Origin of the sequence: Infirmifilum sp. NZ (assembly GCF_022693705.1) — an archaeon.
In the GTDB taxonomy this organism is placed as follows: domain Archaea; phylum Thermoproteota; class Thermoprotei; order Thermofilales; family Thermofilaceae; genus Thermofilum.
Genome location: NZ_CP094288.1, coordinates 89,675 through 113,188 on the forward strand (window position 1 = coordinate 89,675; position 23,514 = coordinate 113,188).

Below are 23,514 nucleotides of genomic sequence, written 5' to 3' on the forward strand. Positions count from 1 at the left end.
AGATCACTGAGAAAAGCGAATACGCGAACAATGCCGCGCGAGCACGCGCCCAGGCGTCGCGGCCAGCCGGCTGGCGGGTGTCCGCCTTAGGTTCTTCACGAGAGGCGCTCCCCGCACACCGTGAATACGCGGTGCCGCTATTTTAGCATTTCCGCCTGCCAGATTGCAAGGGGGTTTCAGACCGAGAAGAGGTTATCTTCTCCCGTTTTCTGCTATATAAAGAGTTGGGTCATGGATAATAGCAGGGTTTAGGGTGTCTTCGTGAGGCCCTCGGATCTAGCTGGAAAGTTGGTGATATCTGCAAGCCGTAGCATGAGCCTTTACTGTTACTCGATTCTCAGGTTAGACCCGTACGTAGGGTGCGGGCATGGTTGCATCTACTGCTACACGAGGCTTCTTCCCGGCTACCAAAGCATACCCAAGCCTCTGTGGGGGTATCCGGAGGCACTGGATAAAGTCCTGGAGGCATTGTCCGAGACACCCGTAATCCAGATGCCGTTTAGGATGTCTGCCCTAACGGATCCGCTACAGCCCATTGAAAGGAAGGCTAAGCTGGGGCTCGATACGCTTAAGATTGCGCTGAAGCACAAAATACCAGTCCTCCTCTCTACCAAGTCGACCCTGCTTGCTGAACCCCCCTGGCTCGACGTCGTAAAGGAGCTTGCGGGGGAAAAGAAGATTGTGGCACAGCTAACATTAACAACGACAGACAATGCAATATCCAAAGCCTTAGAGCCAGGTGCTCCGCGGCCTGAAGAGAGGTTGAAGGCTGTTGAGAAGCTTTCTTCAGAGGGGGTCCCGGTAGTAGTTAGACTTCAGCCGTTGATCCCTGGAGTCAACGATGACCCTGAATCGCTGGAAAACCTCATAGATCAGGTAAAGGCGGCTGGAGCACTGCAGGTGATCGCAGAGTACTACAGGTTTTCCTCGTGGAATGACGTCGACGCTTTATCTAAGGCGCTTGCCCCGCGCTTGCTCATCTACCTGAAGAGTAAGTCCCTCTGGGAAAAGTACCCCTCGGGGTCCCACAAGCGGCCTCGGAAGAGTTACAGGCTCGCGAAGTACAGGCTCATCCGCGATCTAGCTTCACGGAAGGGTCTGCTGTTCTCGCTTTGCCGCGAGGAGTTTCTAAACCTTGATACGGCTTCAAATTGCTGTGGTATTAACTTCATGCACGGGTACAGGCTTAGACCCACTTTGCGCGAGCTCCTCGGCAATGTGAAAGGAAGCACGTACGTAGCTAAGGAGGAGCTAATATCCATACCTTTCGCTTCGTTGCGAAAGGGGTTACTTGAACACTACGAATACTTGGAAAAATACCATAGACCCGGGAAGACTTCAGAGGAGGAGCGAGATTTCGAGAACTTTCCTTAGCGCGGATTTTGACCTCTCGAGGCAACTCTCCTGGGGGTCAACGTAAACCAGAGCGAGCATCTTGCCGTTATCGTCGATTTTGATTATTGCTCCGCTGTACTCCCTAGCGGTAAGGTAGAAGCCTCTCTGCTCGTAGGCTTCCTCGTCCGAGTATAAGCCATTCGTAGGCATCGGTGCAACTAGTATCGCGGCGTCAGCGTTAAACTCGTTTAAGTAGGAGTACACCTTAAACCGCGACTGCACCAGGTAGCTTAAATCCCGCGTGTACTTGTAGTCGATAACAACCAGCTTCCTCTTATCGTCCCTACGCCTAACCGCTATCGTATCCGGGAGACCTCCCAAGCCATCCACTTTGATTTCTCCGTCAAGAATACCGTAGTATCTGGCGGTCCTCAGCCTCGACTCCACATTCTGAGGTAGAGCGTTATAGGAAATGTCTATCCTCTCGCCGTTCCTGTAGATCGAGAGAACTCTTCCGCTGCTATCCACCTTTACTTCACAGCCCCCTCCAACAATGCTAAAAATGCACTCGAGAACCAAAGTAAACCCATAGAGCTCGTACAGCTTCTCCCTTGATATCTTAAGAGCAGGGAGAAGCTCACTCAGGACCCTAACGTCTTTTTCGATGACTCTCAAATTTTCATGCAATGCCCTGCGAAGGTCTAAAAACCGAGCATAACCGCGGTATTCCCGAGGCCTCCGCATCGAATCCTCCAGGACTTGTTCCTCAAGCTCGGCAACGCGCCGTTCATCGTCTGCAAACCTCAGTGCTTTAATCGTTAAAGGCTTAAGCACGGGTTCTGACAGCAGCCTGTCGCACCGCTGGACAAGACTCTCGAGCTTCTCAACGATCACACTCCTTAAAGGGTCGATTTCGGGAGACACTCTCCCCAGGATGCCCTCCAGCAACCCGGCGACCCTTTTCTTCACCTCGAGAAGTGTAACCACGAGAAGCAGATTAGCTGGTGTTTCCAGACTCACTTTGGTAGCAACTACGGGTAGCGCTACGGGCCAGTACTTTGCGGCAAGACTGGTTAGAACTCTCCCTCTTATGGCCCTCTGCTCTACATCAACCTCTTCCACTGTTACAACCTGGAGTCTCCTGAGAACCTCGCTTACGGCATCCGAAAGCTCACCGAGTATCGCTACAGTCTTCAGTGCCTCAGCAGGTACTCCACTAACCACGATGTCACTTTCTACGTTTCTAAGCCTAAGGTTCTCGCGTACATGGAAGCGCTCGTAGAGAGCGAGCAGGGTCTGCCACGTGTACTCAGCCATGAACCTGACTTCTTCCTCCTCACTGCTCGAGGGCTTCGGGGTACAGTCGCTTGAAAGCCCCGAGGGACGATCCATAATCCCCATCTTCCAAAACCTCTCTTATTGCCCTCAAGTGAGCTGAGGGAAGCCCCTCCAGCTGGGGGATGATAATAGCCTTAAACGCCCTGTCAACAGCCTCCTTGGGGTTTCCGCCGTAAACGCTTTCGGCGAATTTCACGAGATCCGCGAGAAGTGCAGTGCCGATTTCGAACTCATTCCTTGTTCCTTCTCTTATCTTGTTATACAACTCCATAACCCCCTTCACGATTTCTCCGTGAGAGCTATACCTGGCTAAAATTTTCTCCAGCTCTCCCACCTCGGGGTTCTGAACCTCGACCACCGCGAAACGCCTGAGGAAAGCGTAGCCCAGCGTGAAAAGGTATCTCCTGTCGTAGGTGTTCATAGTGGCGATAACCCTGAAGCCCCTCGGAACCTCGAGCCGATTCCCTCCGTTCTCCTCCCACTTCTTAAGGAGGTATTCTCCGCATGAATCGATGGCCCCGTCTTCCCTGTACTCCTGGATTTCCTCTAGAATTGAGCCCGGTATAAACCACTCATTAGGATCTGAGCCGCTGAAAATCGTTAGGAATTCTCCGAAAGCTCTCTCCAGGTTCGCCCTGTTTATCTCGTCTATCAGCAAGATGGTGCCCGACTCTTTGCCCCTCTCCAACCTACTGTAGTCCTTTGCGACCGCCTCGAGCAGTGCTCCGCACCTCCACTTAACCCTACCACCGACGAAAACCGGCCCCCCCACAACATCTACCCTAGACCACTCGGCCGTAGCCGTTTTCTCGACAATGTCAAAGCCATAAGCTTCAGCTATCGCCCGAGCCAGCGTAGTCTTACCGGTGCCCGGTACACCCCACAGCAACAGGTGCTTTCCAGAGGCTAAGGCGGAAATGCACTCTTTAACGATACCGCTAGGAATCACCACATTACGGTGTATTAGCTCCTCCTCAACAGGCTTAGGATCCCACACCCCTGTTGGAGAGGGAACAACGTTGCGGAACCCAAAGCGACGTGCCAAAAACATTATTTGATTAAATACGCTTTCTTCTATTTCGGCTAGTGAGCCCTGCGTTAAATTACCCGGAACTAGAGGTATAATGCTTGGACCCCACTTCGAGAATACTCCCGATAAAAGCGGCGAAGAAGACTTGAAATCTTCAGGCCTGAGTTCCTCAAGCTTCTCTAGGGTCTCGTAAAGCCCGGCTGCAACCTGCTCCACTCTGATGAAAAACTTGTAGTCCCAGTATTTATTCTCGTCACTCTTATCATTCTCACCACTCTCAGGCCAGTATTCCCATCTAATATTACCCTTTAGGTCTTGAGGAGGAAACACTCTCCCAATGGCCAGAACCCCCCTTGTAAACTCCCCCTTCTGACCCTTAGGCTTTAAGGATACAAGAGCAACCCGAACTTCTCCCTTTGAAGCGGCGAGGTTTTTGTACATACTTGAATTGTTAAAAGCCCATAGAATTGAGTATTTTTCTTTTCTTCTCAGTTCATTCGGAGGCGGTGAACCATCCCTAGCTGACGAGCTTAAACTCTCTTTAAGTATGTCGCGGAAGCTCCAAGCCCAGTTAGCCGCGCTACCCTGTATTGCAAAATACCTGTACTTTTGAGAGTTTTCTGACATTTTCTCGAAAATGGTGTTAAAAACGAATATAATAGTTTCGTCGCGAGCAGCGTGGGTATTTGCTAATTTTTCACATCATAACGGTTCCCAACTTCAGCACGAGGAAGCACTAAGGAAATAATCTATCCTCTGCCCCCTAACTTACATCCTGGAAATTCAAATTCTTCAACTTGTTGCTATAACATGCCTTTAGAAGTAGCCTTTCTCGCGCTGTACTCGACTATTTAAAGGAGTATGGAGCCAAAGCCCGCGAAGAGGTCTAGGAGCCTCGCCCTGGCGAAGGCCTCGCTGACCCCTGGATCCTCAGGGGTTGTTCCTGTGCGGCGTCGCGTGCCTGTTCTCGAGGCCGATCAGCCTCTTGAACACGCGCAGGCCCGTGCCCTCGGGGAGCAGTGAGGCCGCGACGACAGCCCTAGCGCCTATGAGGGGCTTCCTAGTACACCAGAAGACCATCTCCCAGAATGGTGGCCTAGCGCCGCCAGCCTTCTCCTTCGCCGAGAACTCGTTCACCTCCCTGACGGGGAAACCTTCCGTCTCAATAAACCTGCGCCTTTGACTCATCGCAGATAAATACTTATCGCTTACCTATAACATTTCCCAAATCGGGAATTCGGGAAGCCTATACTATAGGTCAATCGGACTTGGATATACGTCGCCCCTATTAAACGAGAGTTTGTAGACTACAATGCACAGGTCATCATGGAGTATAAGTCGTCGGAGTGAATATAAAGAGTACAGCTTAAAGTAGCGGAAGTAGCCTTAAACTTTCTCATCATACTTTATGTTTGTTCCAAGAATATAGCCGCTGATCTGTCCACTATGACTATTAGCTAAGTCGATTCTTCGCTTCCAAGACGGCTTTCGATAAAGGTAATTCCGTCATTAGTAATGTAGTATTTTTTACCCTCCATAGTTGGAGAGATCCATGCTTTTTTTATCGCTTCCTTAAAATCCCTATGGGGGTTACCAGGCATCTTAAGTCCGGCTATCTTCCACCTTTCAAGTAAATCATTTAGTGTGAATTCCTCAATATTTTCCTTATGTTTCATATAGTAGGCTATTGCCACCATGCGTTCTGGATTAGACTCCACGTCTACTCGCTTCAGAAACTCAACGAGAGTTAGGCGTTGCAAGTCTATACCTCTGCTTGCTGGAATCATGGCTAATGGTGTTTTTGCACGTTGTATTAACTCATCTTTCTTTAATTGCAGTAAAAACTCAAGTATTATTGCGAATGCCTCTTTCCTGTACTCTTCACCTACGTTATTGGCTATCTCCGCAACCTGTCTGGCGATTTTCTTTAACATTTCCTGTGTCTCTTCTTCCATATTATCACTCCTCTGATTCTAAATCTCCGAGGGTGTATTTTTCAGTAACTTTTTCAATTATTTTTTCCACAGCAAAAAGCCCTCGTGCTCTATACAATCCTCTACCGAGACGCTCAACCAAACCTTCATTTACAAGGTCTTTTACTCGAGCCGAAGCGACTTTCTCCTGAAGCCCGGTTATTTGGGATAGTTCATCTAAAGAAACTTCTTGCCGAATGTTTTCGACAAGCTTTCCGGCAACATATCGTGCTGCAAGCGCCAAACCTATTCGATCAATACCTGCTAAGTTCTTGATTTCAAACACTATTGCTCCTTCTTCGGTGACTTTAACAAACTTGACGATTTTTTTGAGAATTTCTTTGAGTCGCTCTTCTTCCTCCTCCTTTGTAATTATAAACTCTCTTTTTAACGCCTCTACGTCGTCACTTTTCAACATGTATCTCATCCGACAGTATATTATGTGAGTCGTGTCGCTAATAAATATTACGTCCAAGGAAATGCTCCCATACAACGTAGTCATTAATTTATTTCAAATACACAGTTAGATCCTATACCTGTAACGCTGGGTATCAGAGAATTTCTCAATTTCTTCTTGGATAGAAAATGACTGTGAAACCGTGAAATCGATACTTTTTTATGCCCATAGCCCTTATTTTCATGATAAGGTGGATACATGGAGGAAATGCTCGACTCAAGTAGAACTAGCCAGTTAACCAATGTCGATGCTCTTCTAATTACCATATACTATCTCACACATAAGAAGCATAAATTAAGCACGAATTATAAACACGCGAAGCAATTCTATGTTCACCGTCTAGGTAGGAAAGAAAGTAGTTTTAGCAAAGCTGTTTTCATAGCTAAAAAGAAGTCTTTAATTGATAAGAGGGATAAGCAGTTAAGGTTAACGGCAAAGGGTATGGAAAAAGTGAAGGAGTTGTTACGAGATGTAGATAGTTCTGGGCATATTATAATGAAGGCTGGAGAGCCCTTTTTCGCTATAAGAATTCTCGAAGAGTTGCTCCAAAAGAACGTTGAGGCGGATGAAGTACTCCTCTGTGATCCTTATATTTCCCAGTCTACACTGTTTCCTTTACTTTCGTTAAAGGGTAAAGTTAGTAGAATACGGATACTGACTTGCAATATTCAAGATGCTGAGGTATTCAAAGAATATGCTATGAAGCTGCAGCATGAAGCAAAGTTAAAAGTGGAGGTTAGAAAGATATGTGGGAAAATTCACGACAGATACATCATCGCAGGTAAAAAGTGCTGGCACATTGGAACAAGCATCAAGGATTTGGGCAAGAAAGATACATTAATCAAGGATGTAAGTGAGGTCTGCCGGCTTATTCGAGAGCTTTTCGAGGAACGCTGGAAGGAAGCCGACCCATTTCTATAACAACTAAGTTTACTCTGCTGTAAACATTTTCAGCAGCTCCTCAACTCTTAATGTTAGTTTTCCAGTTTTCATTAAATTATTATTAAGACTTCACAGAAGTTCGTTAAAAAGCTTTTGCCTCTGTGACGAAATCCTTAAGCATCTGAAACAGTTTTCTGCATACATCAAGCACATTTTCCTTCGGAATCTCTTTAAAGAACCAATCCACCTCAGGAGGTCTATTTTCCACAACTGGTGTTGTTGGCGGGGAGGGCTCCTCTTCGCGGACGAGGTTTCCGCTCTCGTCGTATACTTTAATGGACACTGAGTCCGTAAGGTGGATAGTTTCCGTTAGTGTGATTTGTATGGAATCGGGAGTGACTACTCTCCTATGTACAGAGATATTTCTTTTGCGGAAGAGGACAGAGCCGTACCTGTCTTTCCTCATCGAGCCTACCCGTTTATTCCACCACTCAATGAAGCAGAGAGCATCCTTCTTGTTTAACTCCTGCGCCCTCCTCTCAAAGACCTGAGGAGTTAGCTCTTCATCTAAGCTAATCCCTAGGCCGTACTTCTTGTTGAAGTCCTCGAGGAGAACATCAGGTATGCTTCGCAGTGTGATGAGAAAGCAATTTAACTCATAGATAAAGCGTTCTTGGTCGATTGCATACATCTGCTCCATGTTCCTAAGATGATAAAGTGCTTCTTTGAGCCTCTTTTCGGCATCCATTTCTAAATACTGCATGATTAATAATTTTACTTTTTTTCTTAAAAAACTTTCAGGAATCATGAGTTCTCCACTTTGCTTCGGTCCTTTCAGGAGTTGAGTAGAAGGCTCGATACAACTTGCTCTTCAGGGTTTTCACAAATATTTGCGTAACCAAATTAGTACAGAGGCCGATTGCTTTGAGAAGGTCACGTGGCCCGGAGACCAGGATATTTCCCCTCCGCGCGTTCCCCCCAACTTGGACCAATTGAGCATGAAACATGTCCTTAAAACGCCTGAATTGGTAAGCAATCTTCCCTGTGAAACCCTTAGCCGCGCACAACTGATTTATGCACAAGTACTGGTTTCAGAGCCGTGGAGGGTTTGAAGGATCTGGAGGAACTGGCAAGGCTCGCCGGGGATCCCGGGTTGTTTGAAAGGCTGGAGGTCTACGGGGGCAAGCTGAGGGAGCTGTTGTCCTCACCAAAGCTGGCTTTCAGCCCGGGGGCTCCCGTGCCTAGCAAGCCGGGTGTTTACGTTGTGTGGCGTGGCCGCGAGGTGATCTACGTCGGCTCCTCGAGCGACCTTAAGCGCAGGCTCCTCGGGGATCACCTGCAGGCAACGTGAAAGGTAGCTGGCTCAGGAGAGCCCTGTCGTGGGATCTGGGGTTCGCCGACCCAGCCGACAGGAAGGCTAGGCTAAGCCGCGAGCAGGAGGAAAAGATTAGCAGGCACTTGAGGGAGCAGTGCGCCTTCCAGTTCATCGTGGAGGAGGACGAGCGTAGGCGCGCGGAGGCTCTCGGAGGAGCACGGCGGCAGGACGCTGGCCAAGCTGGTCGACGAGTACAACTGGTGGAAGATTCGCAGATCCGTGGTGCTAGGCTCGGACTGGCGGGAGACAAGCCCTTAAGAGTGAAGGACGGGGCCGTCTTCCGGCCGGAGTCTCCAGCGCCTGAATCTCCCTGATAACGAAAATGAGGTAAAACATGTTAAGCTGAGGCGGGTGCGGGGGAGGGTGACTTTCCCGGTCTGCGAGGCACATCGTTCGCTGTCGGGCCCTTCGTCTGGACCGGTGCACAACCTGCGTTGACGATAACCGCAAATAATATAGATAATAGTCTAGGCTACATGTATGCTGGCTGAGGATAGCGAGTTTGGCCGCTGTGTGGGGGGCTGTGAGGGGCATATCCTTTACCGGGAACTCATTCACCTCCCTGAAGGGGGACCTTGACTCATCGTAGACAAATAGTTATCGCTTGCTTACAACATTCCCCGAAACGGAAATTCGGGAAAAATAATTGTTCGGTTTCTATCAAATCTCTGGCCGTGCGAAATAATTACTCCTGGGCTACGCGTTTCAAAGCGAGAAAAGAAGACAGAAAAGTTTGTTTTTCTGTTCTTTTAGCCCAAGGGAGTGCCTTTGACCGACAACAGGTGTTCTACCTACACATTGATGCTCTTAGACACTGTCCCGACTTGCTGTTCGGTTAACCCTAAGTCCCGCATTATCAGGTTAGTTATGTGCTCGAGCAGGGGGAACTCGTCTATTATCGCTACTCTCTCGATTTCAACGTAACTCACAAGGACTTTAATTTCACTGCCTTCAAGCGACTTGGATTTTGTCTCCACGATTTTGAAGACGACTTCGAGGGAGTCACCTGGCCTCAGGGGAGCAAAAGTCTCTAAGCCATCACGCGTTCTGGCTTCAGGGGCCCAGATATAGGGCTCTTCCTTCAAGACCATATCGTTGATAATGTTGTTAGCGATCTTCATGGAGACGGCATACTTGAAAGCCTCTGAGCCGTACTTAATGTAACTCTCGATACTTTCAGCGAGATCTTGTAGATCTGAAACGGGCCCCATCCCGAACGCGAGCTTGCCCAACTCCCTGTAGAGCCTCATGACCTCACCCCCTACGTCGGGGGCTTTGGTGATCCGGGCTTCCTCTATTCGCATCGCGTTCGGCTTGCTGGCGCTTACGAGCACTGCGGTGGGGATGACCGTTGTCGCAGAACCGGTGTTCTGAATCTCTAGCGTTAGGTAGTAAACCCTCGGCCAACCGAAGAGGCTTCTCAGCCAGTTCCACAAGTCGCCTGTGATCTTGATGTTCTTTATCGCTAGGTTTCTCGCGGCCTCGTAGGCGCCCTCGGGGCTGATGCTTGTTACCTTAAGTTTGCAACTCAGCAACGTATATTCTTTAACGCCTATACCTACAGCGACCTCACTGGATCCTGAGGACAACGCATCGGCGAGGTTGAGCGTGAACTCAAAGTCTTCGCAGAATGTTTGATAGGCATTAGCCGATACCTTGACCCTTATCTTCCCGCTCGCTATCGCTCTGTTAAGCGCTGTAATAAGCTTTGAGGCTAAGGAGGGATTGCCGAGAACGGGATGCTCCCACTCAACCCACTCATTCGCGACATCGCTTATGTAAATATATTGAAGACGGTCGTCTAATTTACCACTAAACACTGAGACATCGTTGGCACTAAGACCCATGATCCCTCCGGAGCCCTCTGTCCACTTAACCAGTATGCTTATGGGTCTGGCTCTAAAGCTGACGGTAGCTACGCCAGACGCGTCTCCGCTCACTGCGTAAACGGAGAGAATGTAGCTGCCGCTCCCACTTAGCTCAAAGGCTGAATACGTGTAGCCATCGTAGTTGGTTTTACTGGAGCTTCTGCCAATTATGGTTCCATCCTTTGATAGCTCAAACTGCACACGCACTCCCCCCGCAGGTTGTCCGTTGGCGTCGAGAACTCTGGTGACAACTAAAATGGACTGCAGGTAAATGGTGTCGTCCGCCTTCGGGGAGAGGATCTGAACCGAGAGCTTGCTTGAGGGAGACGGAGGTGCCGGGCTTTGCTTCTTTCTAACGGTCAGCTCTACGCTTACGGGGTTTGACCACGCCCCGCTGTCGTCCTTAACCCTAAAGTAGATGGTGTGTGTGCCTGCGGACAGCTTTGAGGTCTCAAAGGAGCACGCGCTGCTGAGGAAGCCGTCCAGGCTTGACCGCCACTCGCACTCTACGACCTGGCCGTCCGGGTCATAGCCGTGTCCCCTGAATCTCACAACATCCCCCTCGGTCGCAGGGTTTGGCGAGACGGAGTCTATGTACGCTACGGGGGGTTTGTTTGCCGGGCTTTGAACTTCCACCTGGTTTGTGATCCCGTTGAACTGATCATACACTGTCCCGTGGGCGCTGGGGTCCGATGGGTAGTAGAGGCTTAGCACTACGTAGGGAGTATAACGGCCTGGGCTTTTAGGTGCCTTGAGCGTAACCTTGACTGTCTTCGTTTCACCAGGTGAGAGAGAGAAAACCGAGGAGTTTTGCATCACGTCAAAGGGCTGTGAGAGGTCTTTGTCGAGGATGGCCGTGATGTAGAGGTCTCTGGTCCTCACGTCGAGGTTCCTCACGGTTACTTCAAACGACATAGTTGAGTCGGGTTGTACTGAAGTGGGGTACACGACGCTCACGATGTATGGTCTCATTCGGTAAAAGTCCAAAATAGCTGTCGAGTTACTCGCTGTTAACTTGAACTCATACCACCCCCAGTACTCTCGGAGTCTAAGCCCCGATGACGGTCTGTGGACGACCTCGATGAGGTACTGAGAGTTGAGCTCAATGTTGGAAAGTGAGACGGGAACATACTCAACGCCTCCTGAGTAGTCGAGAACTCTACTCTCGACGAAAGCCCACCGACTCCCGGTGGACTTGTAAAGCGTAATCTCTAGGCTTCCACCGCTGGGCATCCTCAGGCCCGGTGCGTTGTGAATCCTGACGATCAAAGACCTAGTGGGGTTGACAACGTCAAAGTACGTGTATGCGCACGTTTTGCACTGCTCCTCCTGAAGAGGGTGCATCAAACAGAGCCAGAGCTCAGCTCTGTATCGTCCAGGAGTAGGCCCAGCTTGTAGCGAATACGTGTTTACTCCCACCCTTGTGTTGATTGTCTGTATTTCCCTTCCGTCTGGTCCGAACACCTTTATGAAATACAGTAAAGGTGCCGAATACAAGGGGGTTGGGTTGATCTTAATCTGGATGTTTTCCCCGAGTAGGTACGTGCTCTTATCCGTAGCAATGGACTCCTGACCACCGCAGGCTATTGAGGGGGACGGTGGTTGTGGCGCTTGTTGCACTATCACTTTGGCGTGAGCAGGGGGCTGGGGTTGCCTTGTGACTCCCTGGAGCGCGTACCGTATTCCGTAATGCTGGTTCACGCAGATGTAGATGTAGTACGTCCCTGGCTCTTGGGGGGCCTTCACCTTGACAAACGTAGCAATAGTTGTACCTCCGTAGGTGGGAATCCCATCGAACAACTTAACGTAGTAGCCCTCTGGGGGCGGCCAGCTTGGGGCCCAGGAGTAGACGAGGAAGACCTGCCAGATAATTCCAGGCGGGAGGTAGCTGAACTGTCTGATATCTAGCTTTATACTCAGCTCGAACTCCTGACCAGGGTTCACGTTGACCGTCTGCGGGCTGACCTGCCAGACAACGGGCGAGTAACCCTCCTCGTCTATCGATGTGAAGAGATCGTAGCAACTCCACTTCGCCGGGGCACCGGTATTCCCGACAGGTGTAGCAATGAGGTCGCCTTGAATAGCATAAACCGGGGCCATCACCCGCACAACGCCTCCTGAGCCCCTCTGAGCCTCCTCTAGGTACAGCTTGTATGTCCCGCTACGCGGCGAGGGCAAAGTCCACTTGTAGTTACCATCCCACACTGCAGATGGTGAGAGCCTCTTGCCGTCGGGACTAACTAGTGTAGCGGAAACAGCCTGCGCTGTCTCTCTCTCAACTATAACGTCAACGTAGGAGCCGGACGGGAGACTCGGTATGCTTATTTCAACGACAAACTCTCTCAGCCCGTCGCCATCAGAGTCAGATCCTCTGGTTAAATCGACTTTAACATAGTCGTGAATTGTGATTTGAGCAGAAGGGACTACCGGCTGTTGTTGCGTGACGACAATGCTGACGAGGAGCAAGATGGATAGGAAAAGTAAAATAATGATTCTGTATGCAGAGTAAAATCTCTGCATACGTGTTAAAAATTTTACACTAAAATTTATTCCTTTCTCCTAATAATCATTCGCAAACTGACACGGCTTACCAGTAATTTTAAATTTAATTAGATTTTAAAACTCGGAATAGACGTTAAGCCACCATCTATACTTACTACCTTTCATACTGGTTGTCTCGAAACATCTCGACGTCAGTAGCCTAAAAACGGTGGAGGCTAGGGTCACTACGATCGCGACGAGGCTCACCCTGACTAAGGGGTGAGAGGCCCACCGTCTCTCCCGTATTATGCCAATCTTTAATCCACTTCAACATCAGCTCTCTGGCACCAGTAGTAACTGTATCCCGCGTAGCGCGGCTTCTTAGCTTCGACCTCTGGCGACAGATGAGAGAAGCGGAAAGCAAAGGGTACAGAAGCGTGCCTCCGGCAAGCACTGCGCTCAAATCCGCGTAGATTTATGGGAAAAACGCCCCCGAGTGGCCCGACTCGCGGCTTCTCTTTCAATAAAGGAATGGAGGAGGAAATGCGTTAAAAGAGTGATATGTGGAATAGCAGTGCAAAAAACCAGAATACCATGAAGCCTATGAATAGCCACTCTAGTGCCTTTGCTACCGCGATTATTATTCTCTCCTGCCTGGGAGTGAGCTTTCTAGGCTTAACAGTTATTTTCACGAAGTCAGGAGTCCTGGACGCTACCCTCTCCCGGTGGTAGATGAAGCCGTATTCGGGGTGGTTGGAGAACGGTTTATAGATCAGCACAGGAGTGATGCCGGTATCACCTCTCGTCGGCGGTGTACCTAGACCCCCAGAGCGGTGAGCGGGTTTTCTCCTAGGTCTTCTCTTTACTGCAGGCTTGGCTTCTCGTATCGCGTAGCTCTCATGTTTTTCCTCTTTTCCCTCACTCTCGCTATGCTCTTTCTGCACTACTATCACAACTATAGAAATAGATAGATACATGGGATTAACGCGTTGCGCGGCTGAGCGCGGCGCGCAGAAAGCCACACGGTTGTGGCTTAGCGCTCGCACCCAAGGGACCTAACCCGGCAACGCTTCTAGCGAGACCTAAGCTGCGATTTCACTTTTCAGGAATTACCGGCAGTCCCGAGTCTCAGGCGTCCCCCCAGTCGTGCTTACTGAGCAGAAACGAGTGTGGGCATGGGGGTTTCCCTGTCTTCGAGACGCCTCGCTTGCCATTGGACCTTCGTCTGGACCTGTGCTCAACCAGCTTTGACGATAACTGGTCATAAATTTCATAAGATATCATTTTAGGCTTCATGTATGCTGGCTGAGGATGGAGAGCCTGACCGCTGTGTGGATGGCTGAGGGGGCTCATCCTTCGCTTGCTTAGAAGAGTGGTGGTCGTTAAAAACGAGAACATGCGAGGTGAACTTTATTAAGTTTTGCCAAGTATGCTTACTGTGAGCTGAAGTGTTTTCGAATTCTGCGCTGAAGGTAGAGTTAAAAGTAGAGTCTATAGAAGTGATCAGCCTAATGAGCAAATGGATGCTTGATCCCCTCTTGCCAGAGCTTCTCAACGAACTGGGAAAGCGCGGTTATATCACAGCAAGAGTAAAGCCTGTTAGCACAGGCGGTTATAACATTCTCTCCATTGAGCCAAATGTCGTGGCGATAAAGGGCTCTACCTCTGTACTCTATGATCTTGTTAAACGCTCCCTCAGCGTTGAGAGCTCAGATCCTGGTGTACTTGTAAAAGTGTTTGACGAGGTCGAGGAGATTCTCAAGAGTTTAGGTAATGACCCAGCTAAAGGCGTTCTCTTCTATGAATTGACTGCTAAAGCCAAGCTGAGCGGTAGCAGGTTTACATTTGGAAAACCTGTGAAAATGGGGGATAGTATGGGTGTGGAGCTCCTGGTCGTGCCTACAACATTTGTTCTGGCTAATGGTGACCCTAACTCTACTCAATGGCTTCATCTTGATGTGAAACCCATCTGGTCAAGCTGGTCAAGCGGGAAAGTCTACTACGAACTAATTTTCATCTGCAGAGACACTAGGGAAAAACTGCTAGGCATCGTAAGCAATTTTAATAAGATCTTAAACGATATTATAGTGGCAATAAACGAAGCTCTTAGGCTCGCTTCGTAGTAAGGTGATGACGATGTCGAGCCCGCCCAGCTACCTTCTCTTAGAAAGCCGTAGCAGGAAAGGCTCTCCCGTGGCAACGTTGCTCGATCCCGCTAGCAGTTCAGCGGCAAAAAGTCCTCAGCTACCCATGCTCGTCACAGGCATCGACCACACCTCCGTAATAATGGCCCTCGCCTCATCAGAGCTATATGCATCACCTAGCATGGAGGAGTCCTTAAGGGAAGCGATAAGTGACGTCCTACAAAAGCTAGGTGCCCCCTTACTGCACGTGGAAATACGGGATAGTGAGGAGTTGGGGCTCTATGCAATGGTTATTCTTGATTGTAACGCTAGAGAAGCAATGCAGTATTGGTTGAAGATTGCGGAACAGGTGAAGATGTTAGGGATACCGGTATTTGTTACCTGGACGGGGTACAACGACCTTAAGCCAGAGGAGCACGGAGCCTATGTGGGCAAGGCGCTCGCGCTAATGGGCGTCTTTCTGAAGACCCGAGAGCCCATTGATGTAGTGGCAGCCCTAAAGGAAGCATGGGGTTCTTAGCTTGCTAGCTTATTTCGCGTGGTTGTAAAATGTACTACGTGGATACCAACGTGCTTCTTTCCTACGTATTTGAGTCAGATCCTTACCACAGACGCTCGAAAGAGATCCTGGAAAGCTTAACTAGTGAGGGAAAGAAGCTGTGCGCCTCCTCCCTTGTGCTTACCGAAGCATGCGACGTCCTTTGCAGGAAAATTTCCCGAGAGAAAGGTTGGAAGCTCGTGGCGTTGCCCTCTCAGGACATTAGCGGATATGCGAGTCCTGAAGATAAGTGCAGGTTTCTGTCAAGCTTGGTCATTTACTTCATTAAAAATCGTCTCAATGTCCAATTCTTAGACTCAGAGGAATTTTATAGCTTCGAACAAATTTTCGAGGATCTAAGTATACCGAGGCTGTTCAAGGAATCGATAGAACTCTCGTTTAAGCTTCCTATCAGGGTCAAGGATCTTTTGCACCTAGCATATGCGCTTATCCTATCGAAGAACTGCGGTGTAAGGTATTTCCTAACTCTCGACGCGGAGAATTTCAACGAGGAAGTGAGGAATGTGGCTCAAAAGCTCTTAGGAATAACGGTTATGGTTATCAAGGAGGAATGATAATGCCTGCGAGCCTGCCTCACGGTCCCCGCGACGATCCGTTGGGAGGGGGGCGTACACGTCTTCGCAATTAAAAGCTTTGAGCCGCGGAAGCCCTATATCCCGGTTCCGCGCCTCTGGGGTGGGGTGCGGCGTGCCTCGCTCGAAGGCGCTTAGGCTCGTCGCGGTTGCGCTGGCTCTCCTGCTCGCCGCCCTAGCCGGGCTATACGTCCTGGGGTTGTTCGCCTTGACGGGCCTGAGGCTCGGGGGCGTGGAGGTGCTGAAGCCCTGCGAGGTGGAGGTCAGTGACGTCAGGGTCGTGTCGGTCGGGCTCAGGAGTGCCAAGCTAGAGGTGGTGCTCACCGTCAGGAACCCGAATCCCGTCGCCGCGAGGTCGACGTCGATCGCTTACGACGTCTACGTGGAGGGCGCGTACGCGGCTAGCGGCTCAGCGCCGGCGCTCGAGGTGCCGCCCGGGGACTACGCGAGCGTTTCGAGCCAAGTGGAGGTGGAGTACGCCAGGGCCGCCCAGGCCGCGCAGGCTATAATCGAGGCGAAGCTGAGGGGAGGCAGGGTGCACATGGAGGTAAGGGGCAACGCCGTCCTCGAGACGCCGCTAGGCCGCCTGAGCCTCCCGTTCTCCAAGGTGTTGCAGGCAGACCCCTAGCTAGCCATCCTCAGCTTGTCCGAGGAGAATTCTACCTCAGCTCTCTACGCGCAGGCTGAAAGCTCCGAGCGCCTCAGAAACATAGCGTGTAGGCGCCAGCGCCTCCTGCACATGCGGGGTACAGTGAGGGGTAAGGCCCCGAGACTGCGCCTCAAACGCACACGCGGGCTCAGCTACGGCCGCTCTCCGCACCCGTCGGTATCGGGATTGCTCATCACCGCATGCGTTAAACCTGCTCGAGGGGAAAAGTGTTTCGCTTGGTGTGCTAGGCGCTCTTCCTGGCGAGCCTGAACTTCCCGACGCCGTAGAAGCCCGCGCCCCAGTTGTGTAGCGGTATGTCGACCTCGCCGATGCGCCAGCCGGTCTTCTCGCTGAAGAGCCTCTCGTCTGCCCTGGCGGCGAGCACCTCGCCTACGAAGAACTTCACGTCCCTCGCCTCGACCTCGTCCACCACCCTGCACTCCAGGACGCCGACCGCGTCCCTGGCGACGGGGGCTGAGACCTTCTCGCCCTTCACCGCGCCTATCGCGGAGGCCTTGTCGAGCTCCCTCCCGCTCGTGGTCCCGGCGAGGTACAGCTTGTCGAGGAGGCTCATCGGGAGGACGTTCACCGTGAACTCCCTGTACCTCTCGATCAGCTCGAACGTGTAGCTCTCCACGCCCACGGCCACGCCGACCAGCGGGGGCTCCTCGGCTATGGGCGTCACCCAGCTCGCGGCCATGAAGTTCACCGCCTCCCCCCAGCGCCCGCTCCCGATCAGGTACGCGGGCCTCGGGTGCAGCAGGAGGTAGAACCTGCCGACGTCCATAAGCCCTAACCCGAGGATGTGGTAAATAAACCCCTCTCCGGTGAATACCCGTGAGGCTTCGACAGCGCCGGCTCTCTTGGGAGCGTGTGTCCTTGAGGAGGGGTTCCTGACTTTTCAGGGCCTTAAGCCTATTCTGTTCTCTTCACCTGCTGGCTTCATGCTTTTTCCAATGGCCTTGGAGGCTTGGTGTCTGTGAGCGTAGAGTATTTTTATATCGTTTGCGAAGTTTAGAGTGTTATGCCGATCAAGATAACGCCCAAGGAACCCGTCTCAGGTAAAGAGAGGAAGAGGCGCTACCTTGCAGTAAAGGACATCATGGTTATGCGGTACAAGCTAGCCCTCAAGAGTGCCGGCACGCTCAGCGATGAAGAGATCGAAAGGGCTGTGAAGAGGTACGAGGAGGGCTTAAGCAGGGTTGATGAGTCTAAGCTCGAAGCATTCGATCAGCAGGCGGAGCTTGACAAGAGGCTCGGCGAGCTGCTCACCAGGAACAACATCATCGGTGTTAATCGTGTAGCCTACCGCTCGTTCGCCCTCAAGCTTCTCGCTCACACTCGAAAAGGCGGCTCGCTCTCGAGGCAATTCGTCGAAAAGCTTATCGAAGAGTACGCGACGGTGGAGCGCCTGAAACGCGAAGTATTAGAGGAGATCGCGCGTGAGCTGTTTGGAGTCTCGCTTTCCGATCCCCGTGACTAGTCGCTCAGCACCCTTCATTCATCGATTGGTCTCTCCACTGCGGCGAAAGGTTCTCAACGAGTCAGGTATTCAGCTAGGGTAAAATAATTATGGGAGCACGGTGGATAATAACTAGTGAGTATAGCCTCACGAGGTACTCGAGCTCCTCCTCCCTGTCCACGAACCTGCCGCGCATGTTAGTATCCTTATACTAATTATCGTTATCTTAATGATCGTGATACTAAAAAATTGGGCTCTATTTTTCAGGCTTGATTGCTATGAGGAGGCCGGGGTCGGTGTCGACGGTTGTGGCTGCCCAGCCTGCTTCCCTGGCGAGCTGGAGTACTCTCCTGGCTGGGGGCGTGTGGGCGTTGTGGTAGAGTGCTATGCCGCCTGGCCTGAGCTTTGGGCTGGCCAGCTCCCAAGTGCGGGTGTAGAGGTGCTTGTCGACGTCGACGAAGAGGATGTCGACGGGCTCCTGCAGCCCCTCAAGGAACGAAACGGCGTCGCCGCAGACGGCCTTTAGCTGCAGGGGCGCGTTCAGGGTGGCGAGGGCTTGGCTGAGCCTGGCGCACCGGGATGGGTTTGACTCGACCGCGTATACCCTCCCGTCCCTTACGGCGGCGTCGGCGAGTGCTTTGGCGATCCAGAGGGTGGAGTAGCCTACGCCTGCCCCGGCGTCGACTGCGAGGACGCTGCTTCTGCGGGTGGAGTACGTGTATGCTAGCGCGTAGAGAACTAGGCCGTCGCAGCGGGTGATCCTGGGGATGCCGAGGGAGTCGGAGAGGGCCTCGAGCCGCTCCAGCGCCTCGTCGAGACTATAGCCCACGCTCATTTAACCCGTGTGGCTGTAAAAAACTGATGCCTGAGCGTTGCAGTGAGCATTCCGGGGCTAAGCATTTATGGAGGCTCAGCGCGAGATCTGTGGGCGTTCCCCTGTGGACGGCAGGGTGGTTGTCTTACCGGCCGACTTCCACCTGCTGGAGGGCGAGCAGCCGCTCTGGTACGGGAGGAGGAGCTGAAAGGCGAACTGGCCTCTCCTACTTCTCTTCCTGCTCACCTTCTGGATCTTGGGCCTCGGGTTCCTGTTCCTCCTCTGGGCTTACCTGCGGGTCCGCTCCACCGAGTACCTGCTCACCAACCTCCGCGTCTACGCCAAGTACGGCTTGATCGGCAGGAGGGTGGTCGAGGTGCGGCTCGACAGCATCACGGGCTCGATCGTGTCTCAGGGGCTATTCGGGAGGGTGCTGAACTACGGCACCGTTATACTCAGCGCCCCCGGACACTACGCCGGTAGCGTGGTGCTCGCGGACGTTGCTGACCCGTTGAGGGTTAGAGCGCTCATCGAGGACGCTAGGCTCAGGCACAGGCCCCCCGCGTAACGCACCTGTAAGGCTTGCCGCGAGCTTCGCCTGCGGGTGGTTACTTTTTCAAAGTTTACACGCCTTCCTGGGGATGTCTGTGTAAACTCTTCGGCGGGCTGGGCGTAAGCGATTTAACAGCTTTTGAGGTTGCGTGGAAGCGATATGAGCGAGGCGGAGTACGAGAGGCTTTTTCAGCTCTTCAAGGAGCTGGTCGACGCGCTGGGCGTTTCGGGCTTCGAGGACGAGGTTAGGGGGCTCGTAGCCGAGAAGTTCAAGCCGCACGCCGACGCCGTCAAGGTGGACTCGCTGGGGAACGTTGTCGCCTCGATTAAGGGGGAGGATGAGAACTGCAAGGTGATGCTCGCCGCCCACATGGACGAGATAGGGCTCATGGTGTCTCACATCGAGAGCAACGGTTTCCTGAGGTTTACGGCTGTCGGCGGGGTGAACCCGGCTACGCTGATCGGGAACAGGGTCTGGGTCAAGGCGCGGAGCGGCAAAATTAAGGGGGTTGTCGGGGTGAAGCCCTGGCACCTGATGTCGCCTGAGGAAGCCAAGAAGGTGCCGGAGTTGAAGGAGCTGTTCATCGACATAGGCGCCTCCTCGCGGGAAGAGGCCGAGAAGATGGGGGTAAGGGTTGGGGACGTTGCCGTCGTGGACAGGTCGGCCGAGAGGCTTAATGGGAGGCTCGTCGCGAGCAGGGCTGCGGACGACAGGATCGGCGTGGCGGTGCTCATCGACGCGCTGAGCAGGGTTTACGGGTCGAAGCTGCCTTGCAGCGTCTACGCGGTCGCTACGGTGCAGGAGGAGGTTGGGTGCAGGGGTGCTCAGGTCGCGGCATTCGCGATCAAACCGACGATGGCTATAGCTGTGGATATCACCACCGCGAACGACGTAGCAGGCGTTAGTGAGCAGGACTACGTGGTGCGGGTGGGGAGGGGGCCGGCGATCAAGGTTATGGACGCGACGCGCACGTCCTTCCTCGGGCTCATAGCTCACCCTAAGGTCAGGGAGTTCCTGGTCAGGGTAGCCGAGGAGGAGGGAATCCCGTACCAGCTTGAGGTGCTTGTGGGCGGCACGACCGACGCTAGCACAATACACTTGACGCGCGAGGGCGTGCCGTCGGGCGTGGTTTCAATCCCCACGAGGTACGCGCACTCACCCTCGGAGGTTTTCTCGCTCGAGGACGCTGTGAACGCTTCGCGGCTAATCGCTTCCGCGCTCGGGAGGTTCAGGCCTGAACTGCTCCTTTTCTAGGCAGGGCTTGAGGAGAACTCGCTCGACAAAGCCCCTGTAGCCCTTATCGGTGTTGGCTAGGGCCGTGTAAAGGCGATCTTCCGAGGAGGACGCGAGGTCCACCACTGCTACCTTACCGCCCCTCAAAGCGTACTTGTACAGGTGGCAGAACGCTCTCTCGACGTGTAGCTGCGCGCGAGCGAGGCGGGAGGGGTCGTCAGCGTGCAGGAGCTCCCTTGCGAGGGAGTAGGCGAGGAGTGCGAGGCTGAACTTCGGGTCAGCGGTAGCGGGGTCTTGGGTGAGCGGGTCCCTGGGAGCGGGGAGCAGGAAGAAGCGGAGTATTCTGCTGCGCGCCGACTTCTCCGCGTACTCGGCGTACATCCCCGCTTTTTCCCTGAGCGCTTCGAGGGACGCGCTGTAGGATTCTGCCAGCGCGCTTACGACTTCCTCAGCGTCCTGCAGGGGGTCGACAGGGGTTCCTGCGCCCAGGGACGCCCTGCACTTCTCAGGAGGGTCGGGCGTCACGCTCCTCCTAACGCTGAGCAAGCGCAGAGGCTTGTACGATAGCACCCTAAGGAGCGTTGTATCAATTGCAACAGGGATCTCTGCTACCCCTAGCTTTACAACCCCCTTAAGGTAAAAGTGCGGGAAGACTCTTTCGCATGAAAACATGACGATTTTTCGGTGAGAAAGCTTATATAAATACACCCTGTTTGCTGGCCCCAAAGAACCGGTGAAAGGGGTGGATAAGGGCAAGCGCAGGGGTATTTCAAAAGCGATAGCGGCCATCCTTGTCGCCGTTTTAGCTCTCGCTGGCATAGTGCTCTACTTTGCCTTCCAGAAGCCCCAGGCCCCCGCCGTCGCCCCAAGCGCCCCGACCGGGGCGGCTGGCCAGGGCCAAGCCGTCACCGCGCCTCCTTCCTCGAAGAAGTACCTCGTCGTGGCATTCTACGGCGCGCAGAGGCTCAACGAGAGCGAGCTCGTCCCATACTCCTCAATATCACCTAGCTGGTACAGCAACTTGACGCTCGACGCCCTGATACTGGCTGGGCGGCAGGAGGCGAACAGCACGCTCAGGCAGGTCATATACAACACTATCCAGAAGGTCACGAACTACGAGCTTCCGCTAATATGGACTGTGCAGGGAATCGCCCCCCGAGCTTACTGGGAGTGGATAAGCGGCATATACTTCCACCCCACACTGGAGTTCAGGTTTAACCACCTCAGCAAGGACCCTGGAGCCCCCAACCCTGACGTCATCAACTACGGCGGCACCGACGAGCCGCACAGCCTCGACCCCGCGGTGAGCTACTGGGGCTTCGACTGGTGGATTATGCACCAGATTTACGACAAGCTCGTGACGTACGAGGGCGAGAACTCAGAGTACGTTGTCCCGGCGTTGGGGGTTGCCTGGGCTTTCACCGAGGACGGCAACGAGTGGTTCTTCGTGATCAGGGGGAACGTCGTGTTCTACGATCCCTACGAGAATAAGACGTACCCCCTCGAGCCCCAGGACGTCGTGTACTCGTTCAAGAGAGTCGTCGCAATGCACCAGGACCCCTACTGGCTGATAGACACGTTCATTGACGTAGATAACTCCCAGGTCGTGAGCTTGGACGACTTCAGGGCAGAGCTCAGCAAGGGGCTCTACACGACTTTCAAGGGAGAGACGAGGAGGGTGAGCTCCTACGATGAGCTCCTCAGATTCTTCGGCTACAGCGGCCCCGTCGCCGGGGTAGTTAAGCTCAGGATGAAGATGCCTTACCCCGCGATCCTCAACGTCCTCGCAACTTCCCCTGCCTCGATAGTAAGCAGGCGCGTTGTCGAGGCTCACGGCGGCGTGACGCCCGGCGAGCAGAACCCCTGGGTTTACGAGCACCCCGTCGGGACCGGCCCCTACTACCTCGTCAAGTGGGAGCACAGGCAGTACGTCGAGCTCGCCGCAAACCCATACTACTGGGGGAGTGATAAGCCGAAGGTGAAGAGGGTCAAGATCCACCTCATACCCGAGGATTCATCGAGGATAATGCTCTTCACGAAGGGTGACCTCGACATACTGGACATACCCCCCTCCCTCTTCTTCAAAGTGCAGGGCGTCACGCTGAACTACGGCGGGAGAACCTGGAGGGTTGTAAGCAGGGAGCAGCCCACGTTCTGGCTGTACTACATAGTCCCCAACGTGAACAAGGAGCCCTTCAACAAGCTCGAGGTGAGGCAGGCGCTCGCGTACGCGACTCCCTACGACCAGATAGCCTCGGTTGCCCTCGGCGGCCTGGCGTTCAAAGCCTACGGCGTAATACCCAAGGGGATGTTCGGCTTCCAGAACACCGACGTTATCAACTACACTTACAACCTTAACAAGGCTAGGGAGCTCCTGCAGAAGGCCGGCGTCGACCCGGCGAAGTACAGGTTCACGATAATAGTCCCCGAGGGCTACAAGGAGTTCCAGGACGAGGCGACGCTTCTGCAGGCCGCCTGGTCCCAGCTCGGCTTCCGGATAGACATCCAGGTCCTCTCACGGCCAGTGTTCAACGACAGGATGATCAGTAAGGACGGCTTCGACATCAACCTCATCTCCTGGGGGCCGGACTACGTTGATCCGGACGACTACGCCGGCCCGCTCACGTACGGTGGACACACCTTTAGCAACATCCGCGTAACCCAGGTGTACAGCTTAGAGCAGGCACAGCAGCTCGTTGACATGGCAAGCGCGAAGGTCATAGAGTGCATGGACTGGGTTGTGATAGTTGGCCCTGGAAGGTAGCTCGAGTAGGAGCCCTAAAAGGGGT

Annotated in this window: 23 protein-coding genes; 12 read left to right on the forward strand and 11 right to left on the reverse strand. The window is 52.9% G+C overall.

Going from position 1 to position 23,514, the window contains the following annotated elements; genetic code table 11:
* Positions 1 to 261: 261 nt before the first annotated feature.
* Positions 262 to 1,374: an SPL family radical SAM protein gene (locus tag MOV14_RS00500; RefSeq protein WP_318537269.1), complete on the forward strand. Its 1,113-nt coding sequence runs from the start codon at positions 262 to 264 to the stop codon at positions 1,372 to 1,374.
* Here MOV14_RS00500 and MOV14_RS00505 read toward each other — a convergent pair.
* From MOV14_RS00505 to MOV14_RS00525, 5 genes are all read right to left on the reverse strand, one after another.
* Positions 1,339 to 2,736, reverse strand: coding sequence for a hypothetical protein (locus MOV14_RS00505; RefSeq protein WP_318537270.1), 1,398 nt, complete (start codon positions 2,734 to 2,736; stop codon positions 1,339 to 1,341). The genes MOV14_RS00500 and MOV14_RS00505 overlap by 36 nt on opposite strands.
* A complete protein-coding gene (locus tag MOV14_RS00510) occupies positions 2,672 to 4,144 on the reverse strand; it encodes an AAA family ATPase (protein WP_318537271.1) in 1,473 nt (490 codons plus the stop codon). The genes MOV14_RS00505 and MOV14_RS00510 overlap by 65 nt, the downstream gene beginning before the upstream one ends.
* Before the next feature lie 489 nt (positions 4,145 to 4,633).
* Positions 4,634 to 4,891, reverse strand: coding sequence for a DUF1156 domain-containing protein (locus MOV14_RS00515; protein ID WP_318537272.1), 258 nt, complete (start codon positions 4,889 to 4,891; stop codon positions 4,634 to 4,636).
* Between the two features lie 269 nt (positions 4,892 to 5,160).
* Positions 5,161 to 5,658 (reverse strand): hypothetical protein, encoded by a 498-nt coding sequence (locus MOV14_RS00520; protein WP_318537273.1) that lies wholly within the window; start codon positions 5,656 to 5,658, stop codon positions 5,161 to 5,163.
* 4 nt (positions 5,659 to 5,662) lie between these two features.
* Positions 5,663 to 6,103, reverse strand: coding sequence for a hypothetical protein (locus MOV14_RS00525; protein WP_318537274.1), 441 nt, complete (start codon positions 6,101 to 6,103; stop codon positions 5,663 to 5,665).
* Positions 6,104 to 6,331: 228 nt separating this feature from the next.
* On the opposite strand from MOV14_RS00525, the gene MOV14_RS00530 reads away from it, so the two are divergent.
* Positions 6,332 to 7,054 carry a hypothetical protein gene (locus MOV14_RS00530; RefSeq protein WP_318537275.1) on the forward strand — a complete coding sequence of 241 codons (723 nt, stop codon included), beginning with the start codon at positions 6,332 to 6,334 and terminating at the stop codon, positions 7,052 to 7,054.
* Positions 7,055 to 7,157: 103 nt separating this feature from the next.
* Here MOV14_RS00530 and MOV14_RS00535 read toward each other — a convergent pair whose 3' ends face one another.
* Positions 7,158 to 7,823 (reverse strand): hypothetical protein, encoded by a 666-nt coding sequence (locus tag MOV14_RS00535; protein WP_318537276.1) that lies wholly within the window; start codon positions 7,821 to 7,823, stop codon positions 7,158 to 7,160.
* Positions 7,824 to 8,114: 291 nt separating this feature from the next.
* Here MOV14_RS00535 and MOV14_RS00540 point away from each other — a divergent pair, with 291 nt between their 5' ends.
* Together MOV14_RS00540 and MOV14_RS00545 are read left to right on the forward strand one after the other, a co-directional pair.
* Positions 8,115 to 8,366, forward strand: a complete 252-nt coding sequence (locus tag MOV14_RS00540; RefSeq protein WP_318537277.1) for a hypothetical protein — start codon at positions 8,115 to 8,117, stop codon at positions 8,364 to 8,366.
* Positions 8,363 to 8,704 (forward strand): hypothetical protein, encoded by a 342-nt coding sequence (locus MOV14_RS00545; protein ID WP_318537278.1) that lies wholly within the window; start codon positions 8,363 to 8,365, stop codon positions 8,702 to 8,704. Before MOV14_RS00540 ends, MOV14_RS00545 begins: the two co-directional genes overlap by 4 nt.
* A gap of 477 nt (positions 8,705 to 9,181) precedes the next feature.
* On the opposite strand, the gene MOV14_RS00550 is transcribed toward MOV14_RS00545, so the two are convergent.
* The gene (locus MOV14_RS00550) at positions 9,182 to 12,778 is read right to left on the reverse strand and encodes a hypothetical protein (RefSeq protein ID WP_318537279.1); all 3,597 of its coding nucleotides are present in this window, start codon (positions 12,776 to 12,778) and stop codon (positions 9,182 to 9,184) included.
* 509 nt (positions 12,779 to 13,287) lie between these two features.
* Positions 13,288 to 13,692, reverse strand: coding sequence for a hypothetical protein (locus MOV14_RS00555; protein ID WP_318537280.1), 405 nt, complete (start codon positions 13,690 to 13,692; stop codon positions 13,288 to 13,290).
* Positions 13,693 to 14,187: 495 nt separating this feature from the next.
* Here MOV14_RS00555 and MOV14_RS00560 point away from each other — a divergent pair, with 495 nt between their 5' ends.
* The 4 genes from MOV14_RS00560 (at position 14,188) to MOV14_RS00575 (ending at position 16,642) form a co-directional block, all read left to right on the forward strand.
* A complete protein-coding gene (locus tag MOV14_RS00560) occupies positions 14,188 to 14,862 on the forward strand; it encodes a hypothetical protein (RefSeq protein ID WP_318537281.1) in 675 nt (224 codons plus the stop codon).
* A 13-nt stretch (positions 14,863 to 14,875) separates the two neighbouring features.
* Positions 14,876 to 15,403: a hypothetical protein gene (locus tag MOV14_RS00565; RefSeq protein WP_318537282.1), complete on the forward strand. Its 528-nt coding sequence runs from the start codon at positions 14,876 to 14,878 to the stop codon at positions 15,401 to 15,403.
* A 29-nt stretch (positions 15,404 to 15,432) separates the two neighbouring features.
* Positions 15,433 to 15,996: a type II toxin-antitoxin system VapC family toxin gene (locus MOV14_RS00570; RefSeq protein WP_318537283.1), complete on the forward strand. Its 564-nt coding sequence runs from the start codon at positions 15,433 to 15,435 to the stop codon at positions 15,994 to 15,996.
* A gap of 133 nt (positions 15,997 to 16,129) precedes the next feature.
* On the forward strand, positions 16,130 to 16,642 hold the full coding sequence (locus tag MOV14_RS00575) for an LEA type 2 family protein (RefSeq protein WP_318537284.1): 513 nt from the start codon (positions 16,130 to 16,132) through the stop codon (positions 16,640 to 16,642).
* Positions 16,643 to 16,907: 265 nt separating this feature from the next.
* Here the strand turns inward: MOV14_RS00575 and MOV14_RS00580 are convergent, their stop codons facing one another.
* The gene (locus tag MOV14_RS00580) at positions 16,908 to 17,450 is read right to left on the reverse strand and encodes a flavin reductase family protein (RefSeq protein ID WP_318537285.1); all 543 of its coding nucleotides are present in this window, start codon (positions 17,448 to 17,450) and stop codon (positions 16,908 to 16,910) included.
* A gap of 237 nt (positions 17,451 to 17,687) precedes the next feature.
* On the opposite strand from MOV14_RS00580, the gene MOV14_RS00585 reads away from it, so the two are divergent.
* Complete coding sequence (locus MOV14_RS00585; RefSeq protein ID WP_318537286.1) at positions 17,688 to 18,146, forward strand: hypothetical protein; 459 nt, start codon at positions 17,688 to 17,690, stop codon at positions 18,144 to 18,146.
* A gap of 235 nt (positions 18,147 to 18,381) precedes the next feature.
* Here MOV14_RS00585 and MOV14_RS00590 read toward each other — a convergent pair whose 3' ends face one another.
* Positions 18,382 to 18,960, reverse strand: a complete 579-nt coding sequence (locus MOV14_RS00590; RefSeq protein ID WP_318537287.1) for an O-methyltransferase — start codon at positions 18,958 to 18,960, stop codon at positions 18,382 to 18,384.
* 235 nt (positions 18,961 to 19,195) lie between these two features.
* Between MOV14_RS00590 and MOV14_RS00595 the strand changes: the two genes are divergently transcribed.
* A complete protein-coding gene (locus MOV14_RS00595; RefSeq protein ID WP_318537288.1) occupies positions 19,196 to 19,507 on the forward strand; it encodes a PH domain-containing protein in 312 nt (103 codons plus the stop codon).
* A 144-nt stretch (positions 19,508 to 19,651) separates the two neighbouring features.
* Positions 19,652 to 20,746, forward strand: coding sequence for a M42 family metallopeptidase (locus MOV14_RS00600; protein WP_318537289.1), 1,095 nt, complete (start codon positions 19,652 to 19,654; stop codon positions 20,744 to 20,746).
* Here the strand turns inward: MOV14_RS00600 and MOV14_RS00605 are convergent.
* Positions 20,696 to 21,397, reverse strand: coding sequence for a hypothetical protein (locus MOV14_RS00605; protein WP_318537290.1), 702 nt, complete (start codon positions 21,395 to 21,397; stop codon positions 20,696 to 20,698). The two genes, MOV14_RS00600 and MOV14_RS00605, sit on opposite strands and share 51 nt — an antisense overlap.
* A gap of 61 nt (positions 21,398 to 21,458) precedes the next feature.
* Here MOV14_RS00605 and MOV14_RS00610 point away from each other — a divergent pair, with 61 nt between their 5' ends.
* Complete coding sequence (locus MOV14_RS00610) at positions 21,459 to 23,489, forward strand: ABC transporter substrate-binding protein (RefSeq protein WP_318537291.1); 2,031 nt, start codon at positions 21,459 to 21,461, stop codon at positions 23,487 to 23,489.
* Positions 23,490 to 23,514: the final 25 nt, after the last annotated feature.

What these genes read in the sequence shown, in the direction of transcription:
- MOV14_RS00505 (WP_318537270.1), bottom strand. Translation starts at nt 2,736, where the DNA reads ATGGGGATTATGGATCGTCCCTCGGGGCTTTCAAGCGACTGTACCCCG.
- MOV14_RS00510 (WP_318537271.1), bottom strand. Translation starts at nt 4,144, where the DNA reads ATGTACAAAAACCTCGCCGCTTCAAAGGGAGAAGTTCGGGTTGCTCTT.
- MOV14_RS00515 (WP_318537272.1), bottom strand. Translation starts at nt 4,891, where the DNA reads ATGAGTCAAAGGCGCAGGTTTATTGAGACGGAAGGTTTCCCCGTCAGG.
- MOV14_RS00520 (WP_318537273.1), bottom strand. Translation starts at nt 5,658, where the DNA reads ATGGAAGAAGAGACACAGGAAATGTTAAAGAAAATCGCCAGACAGGTT.
- MOV14_RS00525 (WP_318537274.1), bottom strand. Translation starts at nt 6,103, where the DNA reads ATGAGATACATGTTGAAAAGTGACGACGTAGAGGCGTTAAAAAGAGAG.
- MOV14_RS00530 (WP_318537275.1), top strand. Translation starts at nt 6,332, where the DNA reads ATGGAGGAAATGCTCGACTCAAGTAGAACTAGCCAGTTAACCAATGTC.
- MOV14_RS00535 (WP_318537276.1), bottom strand. Translation starts at nt 7,823, where the DNA reads ATGATTCCTGAAAGTTTTTTAAGAAAAAAAGTAAAATTATTAATCATG.
- MOV14_RS00550 (WP_318537279.1), bottom strand. Translation starts at nt 12,778, where the DNA reads ATGCAGAGATTTTACTCTGCATACAGAATCATTATTTTACTTTTCCTA.
- MOV14_RS00565 (WP_318537282.1), top strand. Translation starts at nt 14,876, where the DNA reads ATGTCGAGCCCGCCCAGCTACCTTCTCTTAGAAAGCCGTAGCAGGAAA.
- MOV14_RS00570 (WP_318537283.1), top strand. Translation starts at nt 15,433, where the DNA reads ATGTACTACGTGGATACCAACGTGCTTCTTTCCTACGTATTTGAGTCA.
- MOV14_RS00580 (WP_318537285.1), bottom strand. Translation starts at nt 17,450, where the DNA reads ATGGACGTCGGCAGGTTCTACCTCCTGCTGCACCCGAGGCCCGCGTAC.
- MOV14_RS00585 (WP_318537286.1), top strand. Translation starts at nt 17,688, where the DNA reads ATGCCGATCAAGATAACGCCCAAGGAACCCGTCTCAGGTAAAGAGAGG.
- MOV14_RS00590 (WP_318537287.1), bottom strand. Translation starts at nt 18,960, where the DNA reads ATGAGCGTGGGCTATAGTCTCGACGAGGCGCTGGAGCGGCTCGAGGCC.
- MOV14_RS00600 (WP_318537289.1), top strand. Translation starts at nt 19,652, where the DNA reads ATGAGCGAGGCGGAGTACGAGAGGCTTTTTCAGCTCTTCAAGGAGCTG.
- MOV14_RS00605 (WP_318537290.1), bottom strand. Translation starts at nt 21,397, where the DNA reads ATGTTTTCATGCGAAAGAGTCTTCCCGCACTTTTACCTTAAGGGGGTT.